The following is a 20462-nucleotide window of genomic DNA, read 5'->3' as shown; positions in this document are numbered from 1 at the left end:
AGTGCGACTCCCCCCGAGTAGGTTCGAACTAATCGGACTATTCGGGGGGATTGTCTTATGTCTACGAACGAACCACCGGTCGACCCGACCGCCAACCCTGGCGCGTGGCGACCACCCACCGAACCCTCGGTGGAGCCGGTCGGCGCCGAGGCGCTCGCCGACGCCGCCGGCCAGACGTCGTCCGGGGACGAGCCGATCACGGCACCACCGGCATGGCAGCCGCCCACCTCATTCGATCCGACGGCGTCACCGGCGTACCCACCGGTGGTTGATCCGCCCGCGAGCGGTGAGCGGCCGACCGGCGCGACCGGCGTCGGGGATGCGCCGCCGCCACCCGGCGGGAGCTTCCTGCCCGGGACCGACTCCGGCTACACCACCGGCGCGAGCAGCCTCGGCGATGCCGGGACCGGCTATGTCCCGGGTGCCAGCAGCCCGGCCGTGAGCGCCGTCGGCAGCGGTGACGGGCCGCCGGCCGGCTACCCGGCGGGCGGGGCGGGCACGGGCAACGACGGCTCGGGCTGGGCTCCCGGCGCCGCTGCAGCCGCCGGTGCCGCCGCGGGAGCCGCCGCCTCGGCGACGGGAGCCGCCACCGGGCAGGCCTTCCCGGGCGGCCCGCCACCCGTCTACCCGCCACCACCGCCCTCCTATCCCGCGCCGCCGCAACCGGCCGCGGTCCAGCCGCCGCGCAAGCGACCCGGCGTGGTCGCGGCCGCCGCCGGGATCCTGCTGATCCTGGCGATCTGCGGGCTGGGCCAGTCGGTGCTGACCCTGGCGAGCATGGGTTCGACGGTCGACCGGTTCAAGGAGCGGGCTCGGATCATCGGGGCGTCGCGGTCCGACATCGACTCGGCGGTCTCCCAGATGCGCGCCTCCTACATCGGCGGCATGTTCGTGACGATCCTCATCGCGGTGGTGCTCGCCGGGCTCGCCTACGGGCTGCTCCGGGGCAGCAACGGCGCCCGCATCGCGACCTGGGTCGTCTCCGGCCTCGCGGTCCTCTGCGACTGCTGCTCGTCGGTCTTCTACCTCGGGATCGGCGGGATCAACCTCACCACCAACGGCACCAACGACGTGCAGGCACAGCTCGCGCAGGCGCAGCTCGACGCCTTCCCCTCCTGGTTCCTGGCGACCGGCGGAGGGCTGTCCCTGCTGCAACTGCTGGGCTACATTGCGACAGCCGTGCTCCTAGCGCTGCCGGCCGCGAACGCCTTCTTCAAGAAGGTCGCGCCGGGCTGGCTGCCACCAACTCCGTGAGGTGATGCCCCGATGGCACCGTCCAACCCTGGTACAGCTCTGATCACCGGTGCGACGGCGGGCATCGGGGCGACCTTCGCCCATCACCTCGCCCGGGCCGGCCAGGACCTCGTCCTGGTCGCCCGGGACGGTGAGCGGCTCGACGCCGTCGCCGCCGAGCTGACCGGGCGCCACTCGATCAAGGCCACCACGCTCGTGGCCGATCTCACCACCGACGAAGGACTCGCCGCGGTCGAGCGAGTGCTGCGGGAGCAGCGGATCGACCTGCTCGTCAACAATGCGGGCCTCTCGCTCAACAAGTCGTTCCTGCGGTCCACTCTCGAAGAAGAGATGCAGCTCATGCGGCTCAACGTGCTCGCCGTGCTGCACCTGACCGACGCCGCGCTGCCGGCGATGCTCGCCCGGGGCTCCGGCGAGATCATCAACGTCTCATCGGTCTCCGGCTTCGCCGCGACGATGCCCGGCTCGACCTACCCGGCGAGCAAGGCGTGGGTGACGAGCTTCTCCGAGGCGGTGGGGATGGCGAGCCGCTCGCGCGGTGTCCGGGTCATGGCTCTATGCCCCGGTTTTACGCGGACCGAGTTCCACCAGCGCGCGGGGATCTCGACCGGCAAGATGCCGGACTTCCTGTGGCTGCAGGCGGATGACGTCGTCGAGGCCGCACTTCGAGATCTGCGTAAAGGTAAATTGGTGAGTGTGCCGAGCGTGCGATACAAGGTTGCCGTGACGGCCTTGAAGCTCACTCCACGCTCTCTCCTGCACCGGTTTTCGGCCCGTGGAGCCTCTCGATTGGGGCGTACGGTTGGTGACTCTCAGTAGCAAGATGACTCTCGGTGACGATTCTGAGGGGTCGATGTAGGCGATCCACTTTTAGCGAGGTACAGTTCCGCTCATGTCGGATCGCGACGACCTGCATAAATTCATCACTGAGATCGCCGTTGTGCACGGCCGGGTGACGCTGTCATCCGGTCGAGAGGCTGATTCTTACCTGGACCTTCGTCGGCTCTCCTTGCACGGGCAGGGCGCGCCGTTGATCGGCCGCGTCATGCTTGACCTGGTGTCGGACTGGGATTATGAGGCCGTGGGTGGCCTTACTCTCGGTGCGGACCCGGTCGCACTGGCGATGCTGCACGAGAGCGCGAAGACCGATCGTCCGGTCGACGCGTTCGTGGTCCGCAAGGCGGGTAAGGCACATGGGCTGCAACGACGCATTGAGGGGCCCGATGTCGCCGGGCGCCGTGTCGTTGCTGTCGAGGACACTTCGACTACAGGGAGTAGTGTCCTTACCGCTGTAGATGCATTGCGAGAAGCTGGTGCCGAGGTCGTCGGCGTAGCCGTTATTGTCGATCGAGGCGCCGGAGAGGCGGTACGAGCAGCCAATCTGCCGTATCGATTCGCCTTTTCGTTGGCCGACCTAGGCCTTGGCGCCTAGCACATCTTTAGACTTGGACCTGCTAATATGCAGACTAGTCAATTGTTAGTGTGGAAGGATGGAGTTCGTGGGAACTGCCCTGGTGGAGACCCCATTGCCCGCTATCTCACCGCTAGCCGGTGAGCCGATCGAACGTGCCGACGCGGAGCGTCTGGCCGGGGTGCTCAAGGCCTTGGCCGACCCGGCTCGTCTGCGTCTGCTGAGCCTTATTCAGGCTTCTCCGGAAGGCGAGGCGTGCGTTTGCGACCTCACCGCCCCGCTCGGCCTTTCTCAGCCGACCGTTAGCCACCACCTGCGTATCCTCACGGAGGCGGGCCTGCTCAACCGCGACAAGCGCGGTGTCTGGGCCTACTACAGCCTCGTGCCGTCGGCGATCGCCACGGTGGCCGAGCTGCTGACGCCCCCCCGTAAGCGGGCCACGAAGAAGGCGCGCTGAATTCGTTTTCTCCAACGGAGAGAACACATTTCTTGCATTACAGAAAGGGAGCATCCGATTACCGGGTGCTCCCTTTCATGTACCCGTGGGTAGCCAGAAATTCACGCTGCGTGGTCGACTTGATCTCAGCTCTTGTCCGAGACTATTTCGGCTCTACACTCCCCGGAGAAACCGAAACCTGGGAGTAACCGTGTCTGGCCGCCACCGTCCATCCCGGGGTCGTGCCACGGCTCCGCTCGCGGTGCTCAGTGCCGCCTCCATCCTGATCATCGCGGGATTCGTCGTCAAAACCGTCACCGCGGACGCGGGTGGCTGCGGATCCAGCAACGGCATCCGCCTCACCGTCGCCACCGACCCGGCCGTCGCCCCGGCGATCACCGAGATCGCGCAGCAGTGGATGCACACCGACCCCGAGGTCAACGGCAACTGCATCAGCGTCGACGTGCTGCCCAGGCACTCCGCTGACATCGCCAACTCGCTCGGCACCTACTCCGGCGGCAGCGTCGACGTCGCCGCCACGCCCGCACCGACCCCCAGCGACGCCGATCTGCCGACGGTCTGGATTCCGGACTCGACGGCGTGGCTCGGTCGCGTACGCGCCATCAACCGCGACGCCTTCGACTCGGAGACGCCGTCGGTCGCGCTGAGCCCGGTCGTGGTCGCGATGCCCGAGGCGATCGCCCGGGCCCTGCCGCAGTCGATGCTCCAGGGCGGGCTCTCCGCGCAGGCCGTCGCCTCGCTGCTCGCCGAGGGCAAGGTGAAGCTCGGCATGACCGAACCCCGCCGCGACACCGCGAGCCTCGTCGGCGCCATGCTGCTGCGCGACGTGGTCGTCACCTCCGAGGCGAAGCTCCCCGAGCTGGTCGGCACCTACCGCAAGGGCGTGCAGGGCCCGCTCGCCGACACGGCGGCCGTCTTCGACGCCTTCGCCAAGGGTCTGGGCGCCGCGCCCATGAGCGAGCAGGCGATCATCGCGCACAACGCCGGCAACCCGGCCGTCCCCGTCGCGGCGCTGCCCCTGGCTGTCTCGCCGACGCTGGACTACCCCTTCGCCACCCTCGCCGGGCGCTCCCGTGAGCTGCAGATGGCGGCGGCGAAGCTGCGGGCCGCCCTGATCGCGCCGGACGCGGTCGGACCGCTGGCGCGGCGCGGCTTCCGTACGCCCGCCGGCGACGCCGGCCCCGGCTTCATGGTCGGCCACGGCGTCACCACCGCGACCGCGCACGTGCAGCCGGTGATCGATATGACCAAGATCACTGGGACCCTGGGCGTCTGGGTGGCGGCGAAGACCTCGTCCCGGATCTACGCCCTCGTCGACGCGACCTCCTCGATGAACCGGACCATGTCGGCCGGCGGCCACACCGACGTGCGGATCGACGTGCTCCGCAAGACCGCCACCTACGGCCTGGGCCTGTTCACCAATGAGAGCCAGATGGCCCTGTGGGCGTTCGCCGGACGCGGACCCCGGGAGCTCGTCACGATGGGCAAGCTCGGTGCCGATCAGCGTGCCGACCTCAAGGCGGCCGTCGACGCGGCCGAACCTGCCTCCACCGACGTCTGCCCGCTCTTCGAGTCGCTCGTCGCGGCCTACAAGGCGATGAAGGACGGCTACGACGCGTCGCTCTCCAACACGATCGTCGTCTTCACCGACGGCAAGAGCAGCGTCCCGAGCGGCCTGACGATGGAGACGGTCCGCCGCCAGCTGGAGAACCTCACCGACATCACCAAGCCGATCCGGGTGATCCTGCTCGGCATCGGGCCCGACGCGGACCTGGGCCAGCTCGAGGAGCTGGCGAAGATCACCGGCGGCGCGGCCTTCCGGGTCAGCGACCCGACCCAGCTCAACGCGATCTTCCTCAAGGCCCTGCTGACGTGACGCCAGAAAAGCCGCAACTCTTCAAGAGTTGGTGCTTAAGGCCTGGCGGCCTGAAGGACCGACTCTTGAAGAGTTGCGGCTCGGGGTAGTGCGGGCGGTACGGGAAGGGCTAGCGGAGAGCGTCGATCTTGGCTGCGGCGGCCTCGCGGCGCTTCTCACGGCGAGCCCGGATCATCTCGATGAAGATCGGGATGAGCGAGATCAGCACGATCACGAAGACGAACGGCAGGATGTACTTGTCGATGTTCTCCGCGCCGATCGAGTTCTGGATGCGCTCGGCGAGGAAGTAGCCGGCGAGCAGGATGCCGTCGGTCCAGAGGATGCCGCCGATGACATTCCAGAGGAAGAACTCCTTCGCGGGCATGCCGAGCACGCCGGCGACCGGGTTCATGAAGGTCCGGACGATCGGGATGAACCGGGCCAGCACGACGGCCTTGCCGGGTCCGAACTTCCGGAAGTAGTGCTCGGTCTTCTCGACATACTCCTGCTTGAACAGGCGCGAGTCGGGCCGGGAGAACATCCTGCGGCCGTAGCGGGCACCGAGCCAGTGGCCGGTCTGGGCACCGAGGATCGCGCAGATCGGCGCTCCGATCAGCAGCCCCCAGATCGGGATGGCGGTGAAGCCCATCGCCTCGGCCACCGGCGAGGCGGCGACACCGGCGATGAACAGCAGCGAGTCGCCCGGCAGGAAGAAGCCGATCAGCAAGCCGGTCTCGGCGAACATGATCGCCCAGACACCGAACATCGCGAACGACCCGAGCCAGTTCAGCCAGTCTTTCGGGTTGAGCGGGTCGAAGCTCAGCGACTCACCGAGGGCCCGCACCTTGTCGATCGAATTCACCGGCCAAGGGTAGCGGGCAATGTTTCGGACCGCTCCATCCGTCTAGGGAGGTGAAGGGAGGTGGATGTGACGTACGAGGAGTTCGTCGACTCACGGCTCGCGGCGCTCGCGCGTTACGCGGTCATCCTCACCGGTGATCGCGAGACGGCACAGGACCTGGTCCAGGAGACGATGGTGCGGGTCCAACTGAACTGGCGCAAGGTCTCCCGGGCCGATCTGCCCGAACGGTACGTCAAGCGGATGATGGCGAACCTCTATGTCGACTGGCAGCGCGGTCCCTGGTGGCGGCGGGTCAGATTGCGTGGCGACGCGGACGAGACGGTGCCCGTACCAGGTGATATTGCCGACGGGACCGCGGACCGGGACCTGCTGTGGGGTGTTCTGGCCGGCCTGCCGCGCCAGCAGCGGGCCGCGCTCGTCCTGCGCTACTACGAGGACCTGCCCGACGCCGAGATCGCCGAGGCGCTCGGCTGCTCGGTCGGCACGGCCCGCGGCTACATCTCGCGAGCTCTCTCCACCCTTCGCGCGCGGCTGACCAGCCGCGCGCTCGTCACGGAAGGAATGCGGTGAACGACGACGCACTGCGGGCCGCGTTCGCCCGCCAGGAAGTGGAGGAACTCGACGTGTACGCGTTGCGAAACGCCATCGACACCGAGGCCGGCCGTCGGCGCCGCCGCCGATCGCTGGCGCTCACGGGGGGCCTGGCGGTGCTCGTCGCCCTGGCCATCACGGTGCCGCTGCTGCTCACCCGGGGCACCGTGCCGGTGGTGAACCTGCTGCCGGTGCTCGACTCGTCGGCCCCGGCCGACCCGCCGAAGCCGCTCAACCTGCTGCTGCTCGGCGAGGACAAGCGGGGAGGCATGGATTCGGCCCGAGCCGACACGATCACGATCGTGCACGTCTCGGCGTCGCGGAAGCAGGTCTACCTGATCTCGCTGAGCCGCGATCTCTACGTGGAGATCCCGGGGCACGGCAAGGACAAGATCAATAGTGCCTACTACTACGGTGGCCCGAAGCTCGTCATGCAGGTGGTGTCGAAGCTGACCGGCGTGCCGCTCGACGGCGCCGTGGCGCTCAACTACGCAGCCATGCGGAGCATCATCGACACGCTCGGCGGGGTCGAGGTCTGCCTGAAGCAGAAGATCGTCTCGACCCACACGAACGCCGTCTTCCCCGCCGGGTGCCAGACGCTCACCGGCTTCCAGGCCGATGACCTGGCCCGCCAGCGCCAGGGGATGAGCGCGGGCGGCTACGACCGGGACCGCAACGGTCAGCGGATTCTCGCCGGGGTTGCGGCGAAGATCCGCGAACTCGACCTGATCACCGACCCGGTCAAGGTTTCGCGGCTGCTGAGCGTCAAGGGAGTCGTCGTCGACGGGCCCACCAGCGCCGTAAAGCTGGTCGACCAGCTCAGACCGGCTGTCTCGGCGCCCATCACGGGCCTCGGCGGACCTGGTTTCCACTCGGCGACCGTGGACGGCAGGGCCGTCGAGACGTTGCCGGCCGAGGCGTCCACGCTCTTCCGTGCGATCCTCGCCGACGACGTGGAGAGCTTCGCCCTGGCCCACCCGCAGTGGGTCACCGCGATGAAGGGTTAGCGCTCGTCGTCCAACTCGACGACGACCGACTGCTCGGCGGCGTCCCACTCGGGCACCTCGAGCCCGAGTGGAGGCGCCGACGTCTCGTCCTCGGCCGCATCGATCGGGTTGGCGGGCGTCGCCTGCTCGACGGCGTCGGCCACGGGAGCTTCCTCTTCGGGGCGGGTCACCCCCTCACCGTACGGCGAACGGCACCCCTCCGCAGCGCGAACCTGGTTGAGTAGGCAATACTTTCGTCACGAGGACAGCGCGGTCTTCCTCTTCTCACCTGGCTTTTTCTGCACTGGAGGCTTCACGATGCCTATCGCTTCTCCCGAGGTCTACGCCGAGATGCTCGACCGCGCCAAGGCCGGCGCGTTCGCGTACCCCGCGATCAACGTCTCGTCTTCGCAGACGCTCAACGCCGCTCTGCAGGGCTTCGCCGAGGCGGAGAGCGACGGCATCCTGCAGGTGTCGACGGGCGGCGCCGAGTACCTCTCCGGCCCGACGATCAAGGACATGATCACGGGTTCCGTGGCGTTCGCCGCCTACGCCGCCGAGGTCGCCAAGAAGTACAACGTGAACGTGGCGCTACACACCGACCACTGCCCGAAGAACAAGCTGGACGGCTTCGTCCACCCGCTGCTCGCGATCTCGGCCGAGCGCGTCGCCAAGGGTGACGCCCCACTATTCCAGTCGCACATGTGGGACGGCTCGGCCGTGCCGCTCGCCGAGAACCTGCAGATCGCCGAGGAGCTGCTCGCCCTCGCCGCCGCCGCCAAGATCGTGCTGGAGATCGAGGTCGGCGTCGTCGGTGGCGAGGAGGACGGCGTCGAGAACGCCATCAACGACAAGCTCTACACCACCGTCGAGGACGGCCTGGCGATGGTCGAGGCGCTCGGCCTCGGCGAGAAGGGCCGCTACATGGCCGCCCTGACCTTCGGCAACGTGCACGGCGTCTACAAGCCGGGCAACGTCAAGCTGCGTCCCTCGGTCCTCAAGGAGATCCAGGACGCGGTCGGTGCCAAGTTCGGTCGCGAGAAGCCGCTCGACCTGGTCTTCCACGGCGGTTCGGGCTCGCTGCTCTCGGAGATCCGCGAGGCGCTCGACTACGGCGTGGTCAAGATGAACATCGACACGGACACGCAGTACGCGTTCACCCGTCCGGTCGTCGCGCACATGTTCAGCAACTACGACGGTGTGCTGAAGGTCGACGGCGAGGTCGGCAACAAGAAGGCCTACGACCCGCGTGCGTGGGGCAAGGCGGCCGAGAACGGCATGGCCAAGCGCGTCGTCGCGGCCTGCGAGGACCTGCGCTCGACCGGCACCGCGATCAAGTAATTTGCACATTTAACACCAAAGGGGATGGCCGAGGTCGTCCCCTTTGGTGTTGATTCGGTAGGATCGTCCGATCTAACCATGTAGCGGAGGTCCGTCGTGCTGGGCATCGAGGGGTACGAGCCGTCCTGGCATCACGATGCCGGACTGCTCGCGGCAGCCCATCGCGCCCGCTTCAACCGCATCGTCGGCCAGCCGCTCATCGGCTCCTGGCTGATGTGGGACCTCGACGACGAGGGCTGGTTCACCAGCGGACCCGTCGTGCTCGGCTTCCCGGACGCCAACATCGAGATCACCCACCGCAAGTTCGACGAGTGCGCGATCAGCTGGGACACGATCGACATGCAGGCCCCGATCGAGTGGCCGGGCCAGCGCCTGGACTGGATCGCCGACCCGCACCCCGTGGTGGAGGCGGCCCGCGGCCGGGAACTGCGCGGGGTCAACATCATCGAGCGCGTCATGGCAGCCCACTGGCGCCCGACCGTGCTCTATGCCGTGGAGTTCCTCTTCGACGGGGTCCGGCTGGAGGTCTTCAACGCGATGGACGAGAACGGCATCTCCGGCGAGCAGGAAGTCACCCTTCCGGTGGGGCGTTGGAAACGCGTACCCATCGCTTAATGTTTGAAGCGTGCCCACGCCCCTCGCCCGCGTCATCGCGCCCATCGATCACAGCCCCAACGAGGTCGAGTCGGTCGAGGAGCTGACTCGCCACCTGCGCCGGGGCAGCGTCGCCGAGCTCACCATCCAGGGCCTCGACCTGGCCGGGGTCGAGCTCGCCGAGATCGACGTGACCCGGGCGCTCTTCGTCGGCTGCGCGCTCTCGCCGACCCAGGTCGCCGAGCTGACCCGGCGCGGCGCGCACGTCGTCCCGGCCTTCGACGGCATCCCCTTCCCGACCCAGCCGTCGCGGCTCTACACCGCCGCCGACCTCGCCGCGGGCTTCGAGTCCGGCGGCTTCCAGGCGATGTACGACACCGTCGTCTACCGGCACTACATCGAGCGCGGCGGCGCCACCCCGGACCTGCGGGAGGCGCTCGCGCAGCGGGTGCACGACCACGGCATCGACAACGCGCTGGCACACGACTCCGGCGAGTGGGTCGCCGAGCACGGGCCGGGCAGCATCGTGGGGATCATGGGCGGCCACGCCGAGCGCCGCGGCTCGCCCGGCTATCGCGACGCCGCCCGGCTCGCGTCGCTGCTCAGCGCCGCCGACCGGCTGGTCCTGACCGGCGGGGGACCGGGGGTGATGGAGGCGGCGAACCTCGGCTCCTACCTCTCCACCCGCCCGGCGGCCGACCTCACCGCGGCGATCGACGAGCTGGGCGCGGCGACCGACTTCCACGACAGCGAGGCCTTCACCCGCGCGGCGCTCGACGTGCGGGAGCGCTTCGCGCCGAGCCCGGGTACGCCGTGGAACAGAGCCGGTGGGCTCTCGATCCCGACCTGGTTCTTCGGCCACGAACCGGCCAACCTCTTCGCCGCCCGCGCGGGCAAGATGTTCAGCAACGCGTCGCGGGAGGAGCTGATCCTCAAGCTCTCCCGGGGCGGCATCGTCTTCGCGGCGGGCCGCGCGGGGACCGTGCAGGAGGTGTTCCAGGCGACGACGATGACCTTCTACGGCACCGTCAGCCTCTCCGGGCCCTTCATCTTCCTCGGCCGCCGCTTCTGGACCGAGGAGCTGCCCGTGGAGGCCCTGCTGCGGCCGCTGCTCGCGTCGTCGCCGCTGGGGGACCAGCAGAAATTGATCCACATCACCGACGACGTCGACGAAGCCGCGGCCCTGCTGCTCGAATGAACGCAAGCGAGGGCCCGGCGCCGAAGCGTCGAGCCCTCGCATACCGGTTCCTGGGGAGGCTCCGGACCTCCAGTTATACGCCCGATCGACGGGGTGTCGCGTCAGCCGGATCGGCGGGTGTTACAGCCCTTCCGCCACAGCGGCCGCGACCTTCAACCAGGCGTCGTGGGTCGCCTCGGAGAGCTGTCCATAGCGAATCGGCTCGCCCGTGTCGATGATCCGCTCGTAGGGGACCGGCACGACCGCCCGGGTCCGGGCGGCGAAGTGCCGCTCGATCGCACCGGCATCGAGGTCGCGCTGGTGCTGCGGCATCGAGACGACCGTGACGGCCTGCCGGACCAGCCTGGTGCGTCCTGACTGCTCCAGGTGGTCGAGCATCCGGGCAGCGGTCTCGGCGGAGTCGTTGCGCGCCGACATCGTGACCACGAGCTGATCGGTGGCGTCGACGGCGGCCTGCCAGTTGGGCGCGCGCACGTTGTTGCCGGTGTCGACCACGATCAGCTTGTAGAACCGGCTGACGACGTCGCGGATCTCGCCGAACGCCACGTCGGTCAGCATCTCGCCGGCCGTCGCCGACTCGTCCGACGCGAGCACCTCGAACATCCCCTCGCCCTGCGCCCGGACATACTGCGAGAGGTCGCCGACGCGGCCCTGCGCACCCCGGAAGACGTAGAGGTCGCGCAGCAGGTCACGCACCGTGCGGCTGTGGAAGTCCTGCTGGGCACGCATGCCGAGGGTGCCCTGGGTCTCGTTGTTGTCCCAGGCCAGCACATAGCCGCCGCGCTTCTGGCCGAAGGTCATGGCGAGCATCAGCACCGCGACGGTCTTGCCCGCGCCGCCCTTGGGGTTGACCACGGTGATCTGCCGCAGCCCGCCGAAGTTGCGCCGGACCAGCTCCACATCGTGGCGCAGCTCCTGCTCGCGTCGCCCCGGAGGCAGGCTGACCAGGCCGAAGGTCGCCTTGCTCAGCGTCGCCTGGATCCCCATCTGCGCGACCGGGTCGGGCTGGCGAGCCGCCCGGCGCCGGGCGAACTCCTCCGCCGTCGGCATGTAGCCGCCCTCGTCGGGGGGCGTGACCGGGATGACGCCGGGCGCGGGCAGGGCGAGCCGGGGCGGGAAGGCGGTGACTCCCGGCGCCGGGTGCTCGGGTGGCAGCTCCTCGACCCGTCGGCGCGGCACCGGGGCAGGCGGCACCTGGTGCGGCACGCCCATCGACGTCACGACGGGGCTGCTCGGGGGCCGGGTGACGGGTGCCTCCTCGTCGCGGGGGCGGGGGCCCGCGGCGGGCGGCTGGGCCCAGGCCGAGTGCGGCGTCTGCGGCAGGTCGGCGGGCTCGGCGGCCGGTTCCGGCCGCAACGGCTTCACCTGCGGTGAGAAGAACGAATCGGCCTGATTCTGCGGCTGAGCGGCCTGCTGGGCCTGCGCAGGGGTACGCCGCTCCACGGGCGGTCGCGGGCCGTCACCGGGACGGTAGGGCTCCTGCGGGGCGATCGTGATCGGGGCGGTGTGCGGGCGGACCGGGATCGGCACCACCGGCACCGGCACGGGCGGCAGCTGACCACCCGGCTCGTAGGGCGTGACCTCGACCTGACCGGCGACCGGAATGCCCTGCTGAGCCGGGACGGCGAAGGGGACCCCCGCGCGTGGCGAATGCGGCTGCCCGGTCGGCTCCCCGTCGAATTCGTCCTCGGGCCAGTAGTCCTCGTCCACGTCCCCAGAATAGGGACCATGGCCGACACCGGCCACACGCTGCCCAAACACCCGTCACGTTTTGCAGCAAAGCGTGCCTATTCGCCGCCGCGACGCCACGTTCTGCAGCAAACCGCGCTGATGTCAGCCCTGGCGGCCCGCTGTCACGTTTGCAGCAAAGCGTGGCGGAAATCGGGCGGGAGGCCACGTTTTGCTGCAAAACGTGACCGGCGGGTTACTCGAACACCGACCACGCGGCGGGCTCGATCCACCAGGAGCGCTTGCGGGTGAGGGTGCCCGTGACGCCGTCCTCGACGTAGGGCAGGTCCCCGTCGCGCGGGGTGACCGAGACGGCGCGGCCGCGGGCTCGGCGTACCTCCAGGCGGGTGGTGGGGCGGCGCAGCGGGCGGCTGACCGTCACGGCGACCGCCACGGCCACCTCGACCAGGCCGTCGGCCGGGTTCGGGTCGACGATGAGGGGGATCCCGCCGAAGTCGACATAACCCCCCGCGTTGGCGACCGCGCAGGCGAGCAGGGCCTCCTCGCCGTCGCTGAGCACGGTGTCGTCGACCTCGACCCGGCCCCGCCACGGTACGGCCTGGCCGTGCTCGTCGGCCGCACCGAGCAGCGTCCCGTCGATCGTGATCGCGCCGCCGTCGTGGCGCAGGAGGTCCAGCCGCCGGGTCCGGTCGCCGAGCACGACCGAGGCGACCGACGCCGGATCGCGGGCCAGCCCGAGGCGGGCCGCTAGATCCTCGGTCGAGCGCGGATCGAGGGGCAACACGCCGACGACCGGCAGATCCGGCACGGTCCGACCGGCGCGGAGATCGGCGGGCCGGCGGGAGGGCGGCGGCGCGTAGCGGCGGACCATCCGGCGCAGCACGTGCCGGAGCTGGCTGTCGCTCGCCGTCACGACGATCAGCCGGGTCTTCGTGTCCGACGCCGGCCAGGTGAGCCCGTCCGCGCGCGGCGGCCCGTCGAGCCTGGTCAGGACCTCGTCGATCTCGCGATCGTCGTGCGCGGTGACCGCCTCGGCACGGGCACCGGCGGCGTGGAGCGCGTCGATCGCGTGCAGCACCGGCGTACGCGGGCGGTCGTCACAACTGTCAGCTTGGCCACACCCGGAACACGCCGAGCCGCATCCGCCGGCCGGTTCGTCCAGGCTGAGCAGCACGACGTCATACACGAGTTCACCGATCTTTACGGGCGGAGGCTCCGCCGGACTGTAGGTCTTGTTAGCCTGTCACCCCGGGGTGGGGCGCAGTCGCGCACCACCTGGGCAATCGCCGTGGGAGGCGAGTGAGATGCCAGCGATCGTGCTGATCGGCGCGCAATGGGGCGACGAGGGCAAGGGCAAGGTTACCGACCTGCTCGGGGAGCGGGTCGACTACGTCGTCCGTTACTCGGGCGGCAACAACGCCGGCCACACTGTGGTGACTCCGGACGGCCAGAAGTACGCCTTGCACCTGATGCCATCGGGCGCACTGTCCCCTAACGCGATCATCGTCATCGGCAACGGTGTGGTGATCGATCCGAAGGTCCTGCTCGCCGAGATCGACGGGCTGACCGAGCGGGGTGTCAACACCGACCGCCTGCTGATCTCGGGTGACGCACACCTGATCATGCCGCACCACCGGGCACTCGACCGCGTGGTCGAGCGCTACCTGGGCACCGGCCGGATCGGCACCACCGGGCGCGGCATCGGCCCCGCCTACGGCGACAAGGTCTCGCGGATGGGCATCCGTGCCCAGGACCTGCTCGATCCGGGCATCCTGCGCAAGAAGCTGGAGCTCGTCCTCCGCGAGAAGAACCAGATCCTCTTCAAGGTCTACAACCGCAAGGCGATCGACGTCGACCAGGTCTTCAACGAGTACCTGGAGTACGCCGAGCGCCTCAAGCACATGATCGTCGACACCAAGGCGATCCTGTGGGACGCGCTCGACCAGGACAAGGTCGTCTTCCTCGAGGGCGCCCAGGCCACGATGCTCGACCTGGACCACGGCACCTACCCGTTCGTGACCTCGTCGAACCCGATCGCGGCCGGTGCCTGCGTCGGCAGCGGCATCCCGCCGACCAAGGTCACCAAGGTGATCGGCGTCGCCAAGGCGTACGCGACTCGCGTCGGTTCGGGGCCCTTCCCGACCGAGCTGCACGACGACATGGGCGAGCACCTTCGCAAGCTCGGCGGCGAATACGGCACGACGACCGGCCGTCCGCGCCGGACCGGGTGGTTCGACGCCGTGATCGGGCGATACGCCGTGCGGCTCAACGGGATCACCGACCTCGTCATCACCAAGCTCGACATCCTCAGCGGGTTGGAGCAGGTCCCGGTCTGCGTCGGCTACAACATCGACGGCCGGTTCAGCCACGACCTGCCGATGAGCCAGACCGAGTTCCACCACGCGACCCCGGTCTACGACTACCTGCCCGGCTGGTGGGAGGACATCTCCAAGTGCCGGACGTTCGAGGAGCTCCCGCCCAACGCGCAGGCCTACATCCTGCAGCTGGAGGAGCTCTGCGGCACCCGGATCAGCATGATCGGCGTCGGGCCGGGCCGTCAGGAAAACGTCCTCCGATATGACCTACTAGGGTGAGTTCGTGCGCGTACTGCTGATCGGGACGGGCGGGCGCGAGCATGCTCTCGCGTCCGCACTCGCCAAGGACCCCGCCGTCACGTCGCTGACGGTCGCTCCCGGCAACCCTGGCATCGCCGCCATTGCCGATGTCGCCGCCGTCGACCCGATGTCGCCGTCGGCCGTCGCGGACCTCGCCGTCTCGCTCGCCGCCGACCTCGTCGTCGTCGGGCCCGAGGCACCGCTTGTGGCCGGGGTCGCCGACGCCGTCCGGGCAGCCGGGATCGCGGTCTTCGGGCCGTCGACGGCGGCTGCGCAGATCGAGGGCTCCAAGACGTTCGCGAAGGACGTGATGGTGGCTGGTGGCGTACCCACTGGGGGGTCTGTCACGTGCGAGACGGTGAGCGAGGTGGCGGCGGCGCTCGATGAGTTCGGTGCCCCCCACGTCGTGAAGAACGACGGCCTTGCCGCAGGCAAGGGCGTCGTCGTGACCTCCTCGCGCGACGAGGCGCTCGCCCACGCCGCCGCGTGCCTCGCGGTCCCCGGCGGGCGGGTCGTCGTCGAGGAGTTCCTCGACGGGCCCGAGGTCTCGCTCTTCGTCGTCACCGACGGCACCACCGCCGTGCCGCTGCTGCCGGCGCAGGACTTCAAGCGCATCGGCGAGGGCGACACCGGCCCCAACACCGGCGGCATGGGTGCCTACGCACCGCTGCCGTGGGTGACGGATTCGCTGGTCCCGACCGTGCTGCGCGAGGTCGTCGAGCCGACGCTCGCCGAGCTGCGCCGCCGCGGCACGCCCTTCTCCGGCCTGCTCTATGTCGGCCTCGCGATCACCAAGGCCGGTCCGCGGGTGATCGAGTTCAACGCGCGCTTCGGCGACCCTGAGACGCAGTCGGTGCTCGCGCTTCTCGAAACCCCCCTGTCGTCGCTGCTCCAGGCCGCCGCGACCGGCACGCTGGCGTCGCTGCCCCCGCTTCAATGGCGCGACGGGTACGCCGTGACGGTGGTCCTGGCCTCGTCCGGCTATCCCGCGAGCTCCCGCACCGGTGACCCCATCGGCGGCGGGTACGCCGACGGCATCGCCCACGCGGGCACGGCCCTCCGCGACGGTGCTCTCGTCTCCGCCGGTGGCCGCGTCCTCACCTGCACCGCCACGGGCGCATCCCTGTCGATCGCTCGCGAAGCCGCATATGACCTGGTCGACAGCGTGACGCTCGACGGTTCGCAGCACCGCCGGGACATCGCGCTCGCCGCATCGCGAGGAGAGGTCGTGTCGCCGTGGAGCTGATCCATTCGGGCAAGGTCAGGGACGTCTACGCCGACGGCGACGACCTGATCCTCGTCGCTTCCGACCGCGTCTCGATCTATGACGTGATCCTGCCGACACCGATCCCCGACAAGGGGAAGATCCTCACCCAGCTCTCCCTGTGGTGGTTCGACCAGCTCGCCGACCTGATCCCGAACCATGTGATCTCCGCCGACGACGTACCGGCCGAGTGGGCGGGCCGCGCGATCCGCTGCAAGCGCCTCGCGATGGTGCCCGTCGAGTGCGTCGCGCGGGGTTACCTTACCGGCGGCGGCCTCAACGAATACCGCGCGACCGGTGCGGTCAGCGGGGTTGCGCTCCCCGGCGGTCTGCTGGACGGATCGCGGCTGCCCGAGCCGATCTTCACGCCGTCGACGAAGGCGCCGATCGGCGAGCACGACGAGCCGATCACCTACGACCAGGTGATCGCTGCCGTGGGCGCGGATCAGGCGGCATCGTTGCGCGAGGTGACGCTGTCGATCTATCAGCGGGGTGCCGAGATCGCAGCGGCGCGGGGGATCATCATCGCCGACACGAAGATCGAGCTGGGTCTGTCGGCTGATGGCGTCCTGACCCTCGGCGACGAGCTGCTCACCCCGGACTCGTCGCGGTTCTGGCCCGCTGACCTGTGGGAACCCGGTCACGCCCAGCCCAGCTTCGACAAGCAGTTCGTCCGCGATTGGGCGCTCGCGGAGGGCTGGGACAAGAAGGCGCCGGGCCCTGAGCTCCCACCCGAGATCGCGGAGGCGACAGCCGAGCGCTACGCCGACGTTTACGCCCGCCTCACCGGCAGGCCTTTCTAGACCTTGAATGATTTCCGCTGCCATAGCCACGGAAATCATTCAAGGTCTGGGGATCCAACCTGCGGCACGTAGTGCGGCGCGGAGTTGTGCTACTACTTCGTCCGGTTTTGTGCGAATCAAGTAGGCGGGAAAGCGGAGGATCCGATCTCCGCCGATCCAGACATCGTTTTGCCGCTTGAGATCTGCGGCCCACTGCCGTGCGTCCATGTGATGTGCGCCGTCGATCTCGACGTGGATGCCGAAATCGGCGAAGTAGGCGTCGAGGTAACGCCGCACCCCGGCTCGATCCACTCGTGTGACCTGCATCTTCGGCTGAGGCAAGCCGTTGTGGCGGCACATCTTCACAAAGTCGATCTCTGATGGAGTGGTGGCTCCCTTGTCGGCGAAGTCAGCGGTCTCCATGATCAGAGCGCGGCGATTGGTCCGAGTGAGCTTGGCCGCCACCCGCACGATGTCAGCCGGGGCCACCAGCCTCTGCTGACAACCGGCCGAGATGAGCGACACCGCCTCGGCGTCCGAGTGTGCCCAGCCTGCCGCGTCGACCAGGGCGCGCTCGGTCGTGGTGCGGTAGGGCCGGGCCGGCTGAATGTCCTCGTCAAATAGGGTCGAGACACGGTGGACCTTGATCGCGGGTAGCTCTGGCGACGGCTTGCGCAGTAGGTCGCGGGCGCCTAGACGAGCCGGACGCAAGATATCGATGATGGCGCGTCGCCAGCGACCACGCAATCCAGCCGCCTGTGCGGCGGCGAGCCCGCCCAGCACGCTTTCGGGGCCCGCGATGAGCACGCCTACCCACCACTGCTGCTCACGTGTGAGTGGTCCGCTCTCCGTGAAGAGCACGCCTCGATGGATGTAGCGCCAGCGTTTCTTGCTGACCTCATGACGCAGCTTCGCTTCGCCGACGATCTGCATCACCTGAGCGGTGGAGATCACCCCTGATTGCTCGAATAGGAGCAGTTCCAGCGCGCTAGCGTCCTCCCCCGGAAGCCTCACTCCAGCAGAATCCCACCGTGTTGCTTCGCGTCAAAATCCGTCTGGATCTTGAATGATTTCCGTGGCCATAGCAGCGGAAATCATTCAAGATCTCGGGGGATCACCTTGCCTGTCGCGGTACGCGGCAGGCTTGCTCGGAAGTTGACCTCTCTGGGGACGCAGAATCTCGCCAGGTAGTGGCGGACGTACTCCCGCACCTCGTCCTCGCTGAGCTGCTCGTCGTCGTGGAGCACCACGTACGCCGCCAAGCGCTGACCGAAATCGTCGTCCGGGACACCGATCACCGCCACCTCCCGCACCTGGGGCAATGTCGCGATCAGCTCCTCGACCGGCCGCGGGAACACGTTCTCCCCGCCCGAGATGATCATGTCGTCGGCGCGGCCGTCGACGAAGAGCAGGCCGTCGGCGTCGAAGTGCCCCAGGTCGCCGGTGCCGAGCATGCCCGCGACCTGCGTCGGCGACGCGAAGGTGTAGCCCTCGAAGAGCATCCCGTTGCGCACGAAGATCTCCCCGATCTCGCCCGCCGCGACCGGCAACCCTGACGCCGCGCGTATCTCGACCTTGGTCCCCAGGGGTGGGCGGCCTGCCGTACGCGGGTCCAGTCGCAGGTCGGCGGGGGTGGCGATGGAGACCCACGACGCCTCGGTGCTGCCGTAGAGGTTGTAGAGGCAGTCGCCGTAGGCGTCCATGAACCGCGTCGCGAGCACCCCGGGCAGGGCGGAACCGCTCACGGCCACGACGCGCGGCCGGATCGTGGGGTGCGGCACGGCTTCGGTCAATCGCTGCACCATGATGGGTACGGCCACCAGCCCCGCACACCCGTGCCGCCCCATGGCCACCACTGTGGACACAGGATCGAAGCGGCGTCGCAGCACCATCGTGGCGCGCAGCGCCAAGCACATCTGGAGCCCGGCGAGCCCCCAGGTGTGGAAGAGCGGGGCGGCGATGAAGACGTTGTCGCCGACGTTCAGCGGGATCCGGTCGAGCACCGAGGCGAGCGGCGCCAGGCTGGTCGGCGTACGCCGTCGGGCACCCTTCGGGGCCGCCGTCGTACCGGAGGTGAGGACGATGAGGCGCCCGGCCCGGTCCGGCGGGTCGAGGCGGCCGGGCGGCGCATGGCGTACCAGCTGATCCATGGCGGACTCGGTGAGAGTGGGCAGGCCGGCGACGAGCTCCGCGAGGTCGGTGTCGGCCAGGACCAGCGAGATGCCCTGCTCGCGGGCGACGGCGGCGACGGCTGCCGCGGAGAGTGCGGGGTTGAGCAGGACCACCTCGGCGCCGAGCGTCACCCCGGCGGCCATGCTGACGATGGTGCCGCTGTGGTTGCGCCCGAGCACGCCGATGCGCGATCCGAGCCCGATGTCGTGCCGGGCGCGCAGGGCGAGGCCGAGCGCCTCCACCCGAATCTGCAGGTCACGGTAGGTGACCGAGCCGGACTCGTCGATGACGGCGACCTTCTCCGGCGACCGGTCGGCGGCGGCACGGAGTTCACCGGCGAGTGAGAAGCCCCACCGGCGCAGGGCGTTGAGCTGAGCAGCGACTTTCCCGGGCGGCCCTGGCGTGAGCAGGCCGCGCTTAGCAAGTACCCACAGCACGTTAACTCCTATGTAACTCGTGAGTAACAACGATGCCTCACCGGGGTCGAGGAATCAATACTCGGTGCTGCAACCGGAGTGCCGACCTGCGCGTCTGGCAGTCGACCAGCGAGGAAGCGCTTGAAGGAGATCGAGACATGGCTGCCATTTCCCTGACCGACCGGGTCGGGCACTCGGCGACGACCGCGCGCGTGCTGCTCGTCGGCGGCGCGATCGCGACGGCGCTCCTGCTCGGCGCCTGCGACGGCGGCACACCCACGGCCGCACCGACGCCCTCGTCGTCCGCGGTCCTCCCCTCGGCTGCGGCTTCGTCCGCCCCGTCGGCGGTCCCGTCCAAGCCCGCCCGAACGGTGAAGATCACAGCGAGCGCATACCTCCAGGTGGCCGACACCTATGTCAGCGGACCCCGGGACACGGCGACGGACGAGGCGATGCTGCCGACGCTCTGCAACAAGTCCTTCGCGAGCAAGGGCAAGATCACCGAGCGGCAGTCCCGGCACATCGTCTACGTCGCGGTGGATCCCAAGGGCGGCGACTTCGTTCCCGACGGCGGCCTCACCCAGACCATCACGCTCTACCAGCCCGGTGGCGCCGAGCAGTTCCTGTCCGAGCTGCGAGCGATCATCGGCAGCTGCCCGAGGGGCAAGGCCAACAACCGCCCCACCAGGTACGCCATCGCGTCCGGCGCCAAGGCCGGCGACGACTCCTTCGTCTTCTCGATGACCGCCGCCTGGCACTCGGACCCGTCCAACGACGACAGCCCGATGGTCGACGAGACCCGGCTGATCTCGGTGGTCCGCATCGGCGATGTGGTGACGGTCCTCTGGGAGCGGGGCTGGGAGGGCGGCTCCTCGGACGCCAGGCAGGTCGACGTGCTGACCGGCCGGGCCGTGGCCCGCATCAACACCTGGCTCAAGGGCTAGCCGAAAAAAAAAGGGCGCTCCCCGGTGACGG

General features: G+C 69.1%; 20 protein-coding genes. 14 read left to right on the top strand and 6 right to left on the bottom strand.

Going from position 1 to position 20462, the window contains the following annotated elements:
- Positions 1 to 57: 57 nt before the first annotated feature.
- The 5 genes from F4553_RS21240 to F4553_RS21220 all read left to right on the top strand — a co-directional run bounded on the left by F4553_RS21240 (position 58) and on the right by F4553_RS21220 (position 4998).
- The gene (locus F4553_RS21240) at positions 58 to 1254 is read left to right on the top strand and encodes a preprotein translocase subunit SecD family protein (protein WP_184838592.1); all 1197 of its coding nucleotides are present in this window, start codon (positions 58 to 60) and stop codon (positions 1252 to 1254) included.
- Between the two features lie 12 nt (positions 1255 to 1266).
- On the top strand, positions 1267 to 2073 hold the full coding sequence (locus F4553_RS21235) for an SDR family NAD(P)-dependent oxidoreductase (protein WP_184838590.1): 807 nt from the start codon (positions 1267 to 1269) through the stop codon (positions 2071 to 2073).
- 73 nt (positions 2074 to 2146) lie between these two features.
- Positions 2147 to 2686: an orotate phosphoribosyltransferase gene (gene pyrE / locus F4553_RS21230; protein ID WP_184838588.1), complete on the top strand. Its 540-nt coding sequence runs from the start codon at positions 2147 to 2149 to the stop codon at positions 2684 to 2686.
- 58 nt (positions 2687 to 2744) lie between these two features.
- Entirely contained in the window at positions 2745 to 3122 is a 378-nt protein-coding gene (locus F4553_RS21225; protein WP_184838586.1) for an ArsR/SmtB family transcription factor, read from the top strand.
- A gap of 190 nt (positions 3123 to 3312) precedes the next feature.
- Positions 3313 to 4998: a vWA domain-containing protein gene (locus tag F4553_RS21220; RefSeq protein WP_184838584.1), complete on the top strand. Its 1686-nt coding sequence runs from the start codon at positions 3313 to 3315 to the stop codon at positions 4996 to 4998.
- A 109-nt stretch (positions 4999 to 5107) separates the two neighbouring features.
- On the opposite strand, the gene F4553_RS21215 is transcribed toward F4553_RS21220, so the two are convergent.
- Complete coding sequence (locus F4553_RS21215) at positions 5108 to 5830, bottom strand: DedA family protein (protein WP_376776280.1); 723 nt, start codon at positions 5828 to 5830, stop codon at positions 5108 to 5110.
- A 69-nt stretch (positions 5831 to 5899) separates the two neighbouring features.
- On the opposite strand from F4553_RS21215, the gene F4553_RS21210 reads away from it, so the two are divergent.
- Both F4553_RS21210 and F4553_RS21205 read left to right on the top strand, forming a co-directional pair.
- A complete protein-coding gene (locus F4553_RS21210) occupies positions 5900 to 6409 on the top strand; it encodes a SigE family RNA polymerase sigma factor (RefSeq protein ID WP_312875296.1) in 510 nt (169 codons plus the stop codon).
- Positions 6406 to 7437 carry an LCP family protein gene (locus tag F4553_RS21205; RefSeq protein WP_184838583.1) on the top strand — a complete coding sequence of 344 codons (1032 nt, stop codon included), beginning with the start codon at positions 6406 to 6408 and terminating at the stop codon, positions 7435 to 7437. Before F4553_RS21210 ends, F4553_RS21205 begins: the two co-directional genes overlap by 4 nt.
- Here the strand turns inward: F4553_RS21205 and F4553_RS21200 are convergent.
- Positions 7434 to 7607: a hypothetical protein gene (locus tag F4553_RS21200; protein WP_184838581.1), complete on the bottom strand. Its 174-nt coding sequence runs from the start codon at positions 7605 to 7607 to the stop codon at positions 7434 to 7436. The genes F4553_RS21205 and F4553_RS21200 overlap by 4 nt on opposite strands.
- A 127-nt stretch (positions 7608 to 7734) precedes the next feature.
- Between F4553_RS21200 and fbaA the strand changes: the two genes are divergently transcribed.
- The 3 genes from fbaA (at position 7735) to F4553_RS21185 (ending at position 10549) form a co-directional block, all read left to right on the top strand.
- The gene (fbaA, locus tag F4553_RS21195; protein WP_184838579.1) at positions 7735 to 8757 is read left to right on the top strand and encodes a class II fructose-bisphosphate aldolase; all 1023 of its coding nucleotides are present in this window, start codon (positions 7735 to 7737) and stop codon (positions 8755 to 8757) included.
- Between the two features lie 96 nt (positions 8758 to 8853).
- Positions 8854 to 9372 (top strand): hypothetical protein, encoded by a 519-nt coding sequence (locus tag F4553_RS21190; protein WP_184838577.1) that lies wholly within the window; start codon positions 8854 to 8856, stop codon positions 9370 to 9372.
- Between the two features lie 10 nt (positions 9373 to 9382).
- Positions 9383 to 10549, top strand: coding sequence for an LOG family protein (locus F4553_RS21185; protein WP_184838575.1), 1167 nt, complete (start codon positions 9383 to 9385; stop codon positions 10547 to 10549).
- A gap of 120 nt (positions 10550 to 10669) precedes the next feature.
- Here the strand turns inward: F4553_RS21185 and F4553_RS42510 are convergent, their stop codons facing one another.
- Positions 10670 to 12259: a chromosome partitioning protein gene (locus tag F4553_RS42510; protein ID WP_312875295.1), complete on the bottom strand. Its 1590-nt coding sequence runs from the start codon at positions 12257 to 12259 to the stop codon at positions 10670 to 10672.
- A gap of 214 nt (positions 12260 to 12473) precedes the next feature.
- Positions 12474 to 13424, bottom strand: a complete 951-nt coding sequence (locus tag F4553_RS21175; RefSeq protein ID WP_184838573.1) for a hypothetical protein — start codon at positions 13422 to 13424, stop codon at positions 12474 to 12476.
- A 118-nt stretch (positions 13425 to 13542) separates the two neighbouring features.
- Here F4553_RS21175 and F4553_RS21170 point away from each other — a divergent pair, with 118 nt between their 5' ends.
- The 3 genes from F4553_RS21170 to F4553_RS21160 are packed head-to-tail and all read left to right on the top strand — an operon-like array spanning position 13543 to position 16920.
- Complete coding sequence (locus F4553_RS21170; RefSeq protein ID WP_184838571.1) at positions 13543 to 14832, top strand: adenylosuccinate synthase; 1290 nt, start codon at positions 13543 to 13545, stop codon at positions 14830 to 14832.
- Between the two features lie 4 nt (positions 14833 to 14836).
- Positions 14837 to 16099, top strand: a complete 1263-nt coding sequence (purD, locus tag F4553_RS21165; RefSeq protein WP_184838569.1) for a phosphoribosylamine--glycine ligase — start codon at positions 14837 to 14839, stop codon at positions 16097 to 16099.
- Positions 16090 to 16920, top strand: coding sequence for a phosphoribosylaminoimidazolesuccinocarboxamide synthase (locus F4553_RS21160; protein WP_184838567.1), 831 nt, complete (start codon positions 16090 to 16092; stop codon positions 16918 to 16920). Before purD ends, F4553_RS21160 begins: the two co-directional genes overlap by 10 nt.
- Positions 16921 to 16959: 39 nt before the next feature.
- Here F4553_RS21160 and F4553_RS21155 read toward each other — a convergent pair whose 3' ends face one another.
- Together F4553_RS21155 and F4553_RS21150 are read right to left on the bottom strand one after the other, a co-directional pair.
- Complete coding sequence (locus F4553_RS21155) at positions 16960 to 17853, bottom strand: putative endonuclease domain-containing protein (protein ID WP_312875294.1); 894 nt, start codon at positions 17851 to 17853, stop codon at positions 16960 to 16962.
- A 140-nt stretch (positions 17854 to 17993) separates the two neighbouring features.
- Positions 17994 to 19508, bottom strand: a complete 1515-nt coding sequence (locus tag F4553_RS21150; RefSeq protein ID WP_312875293.1) for an AMP-binding protein — start codon at positions 19506 to 19508, stop codon at positions 17994 to 17996.
- Positions 19509 to 19645: 137 nt separating this feature from the next.
- On the opposite strand from F4553_RS21150, the gene F4553_RS21145 reads away from it, so the two are divergent.
- Positions 19646 to 20431 (top strand): hypothetical protein, encoded by a 786-nt coding sequence (locus F4553_RS21145; RefSeq protein WP_184838563.1) that lies wholly within the window; start codon positions 19646 to 19648, stop codon positions 20429 to 20431.
- Positions 20432 to 20462: the final 31 nt, after the last annotated feature.

Origin of the sequence: Allocatelliglobosispora scoriae, from assembly GCF_014204945.1 — a bacterium.
GTDB classification, from domain to species: domain Bacteria; phylum Actinomycetota; class Actinomycetes; order Mycobacteriales; family Micromonosporaceae; genus Allocatelliglobosispora; species Allocatelliglobosispora scoriae.
This window is presented reverse-complemented; position numbering and strand designations above follow the sequence as displayed.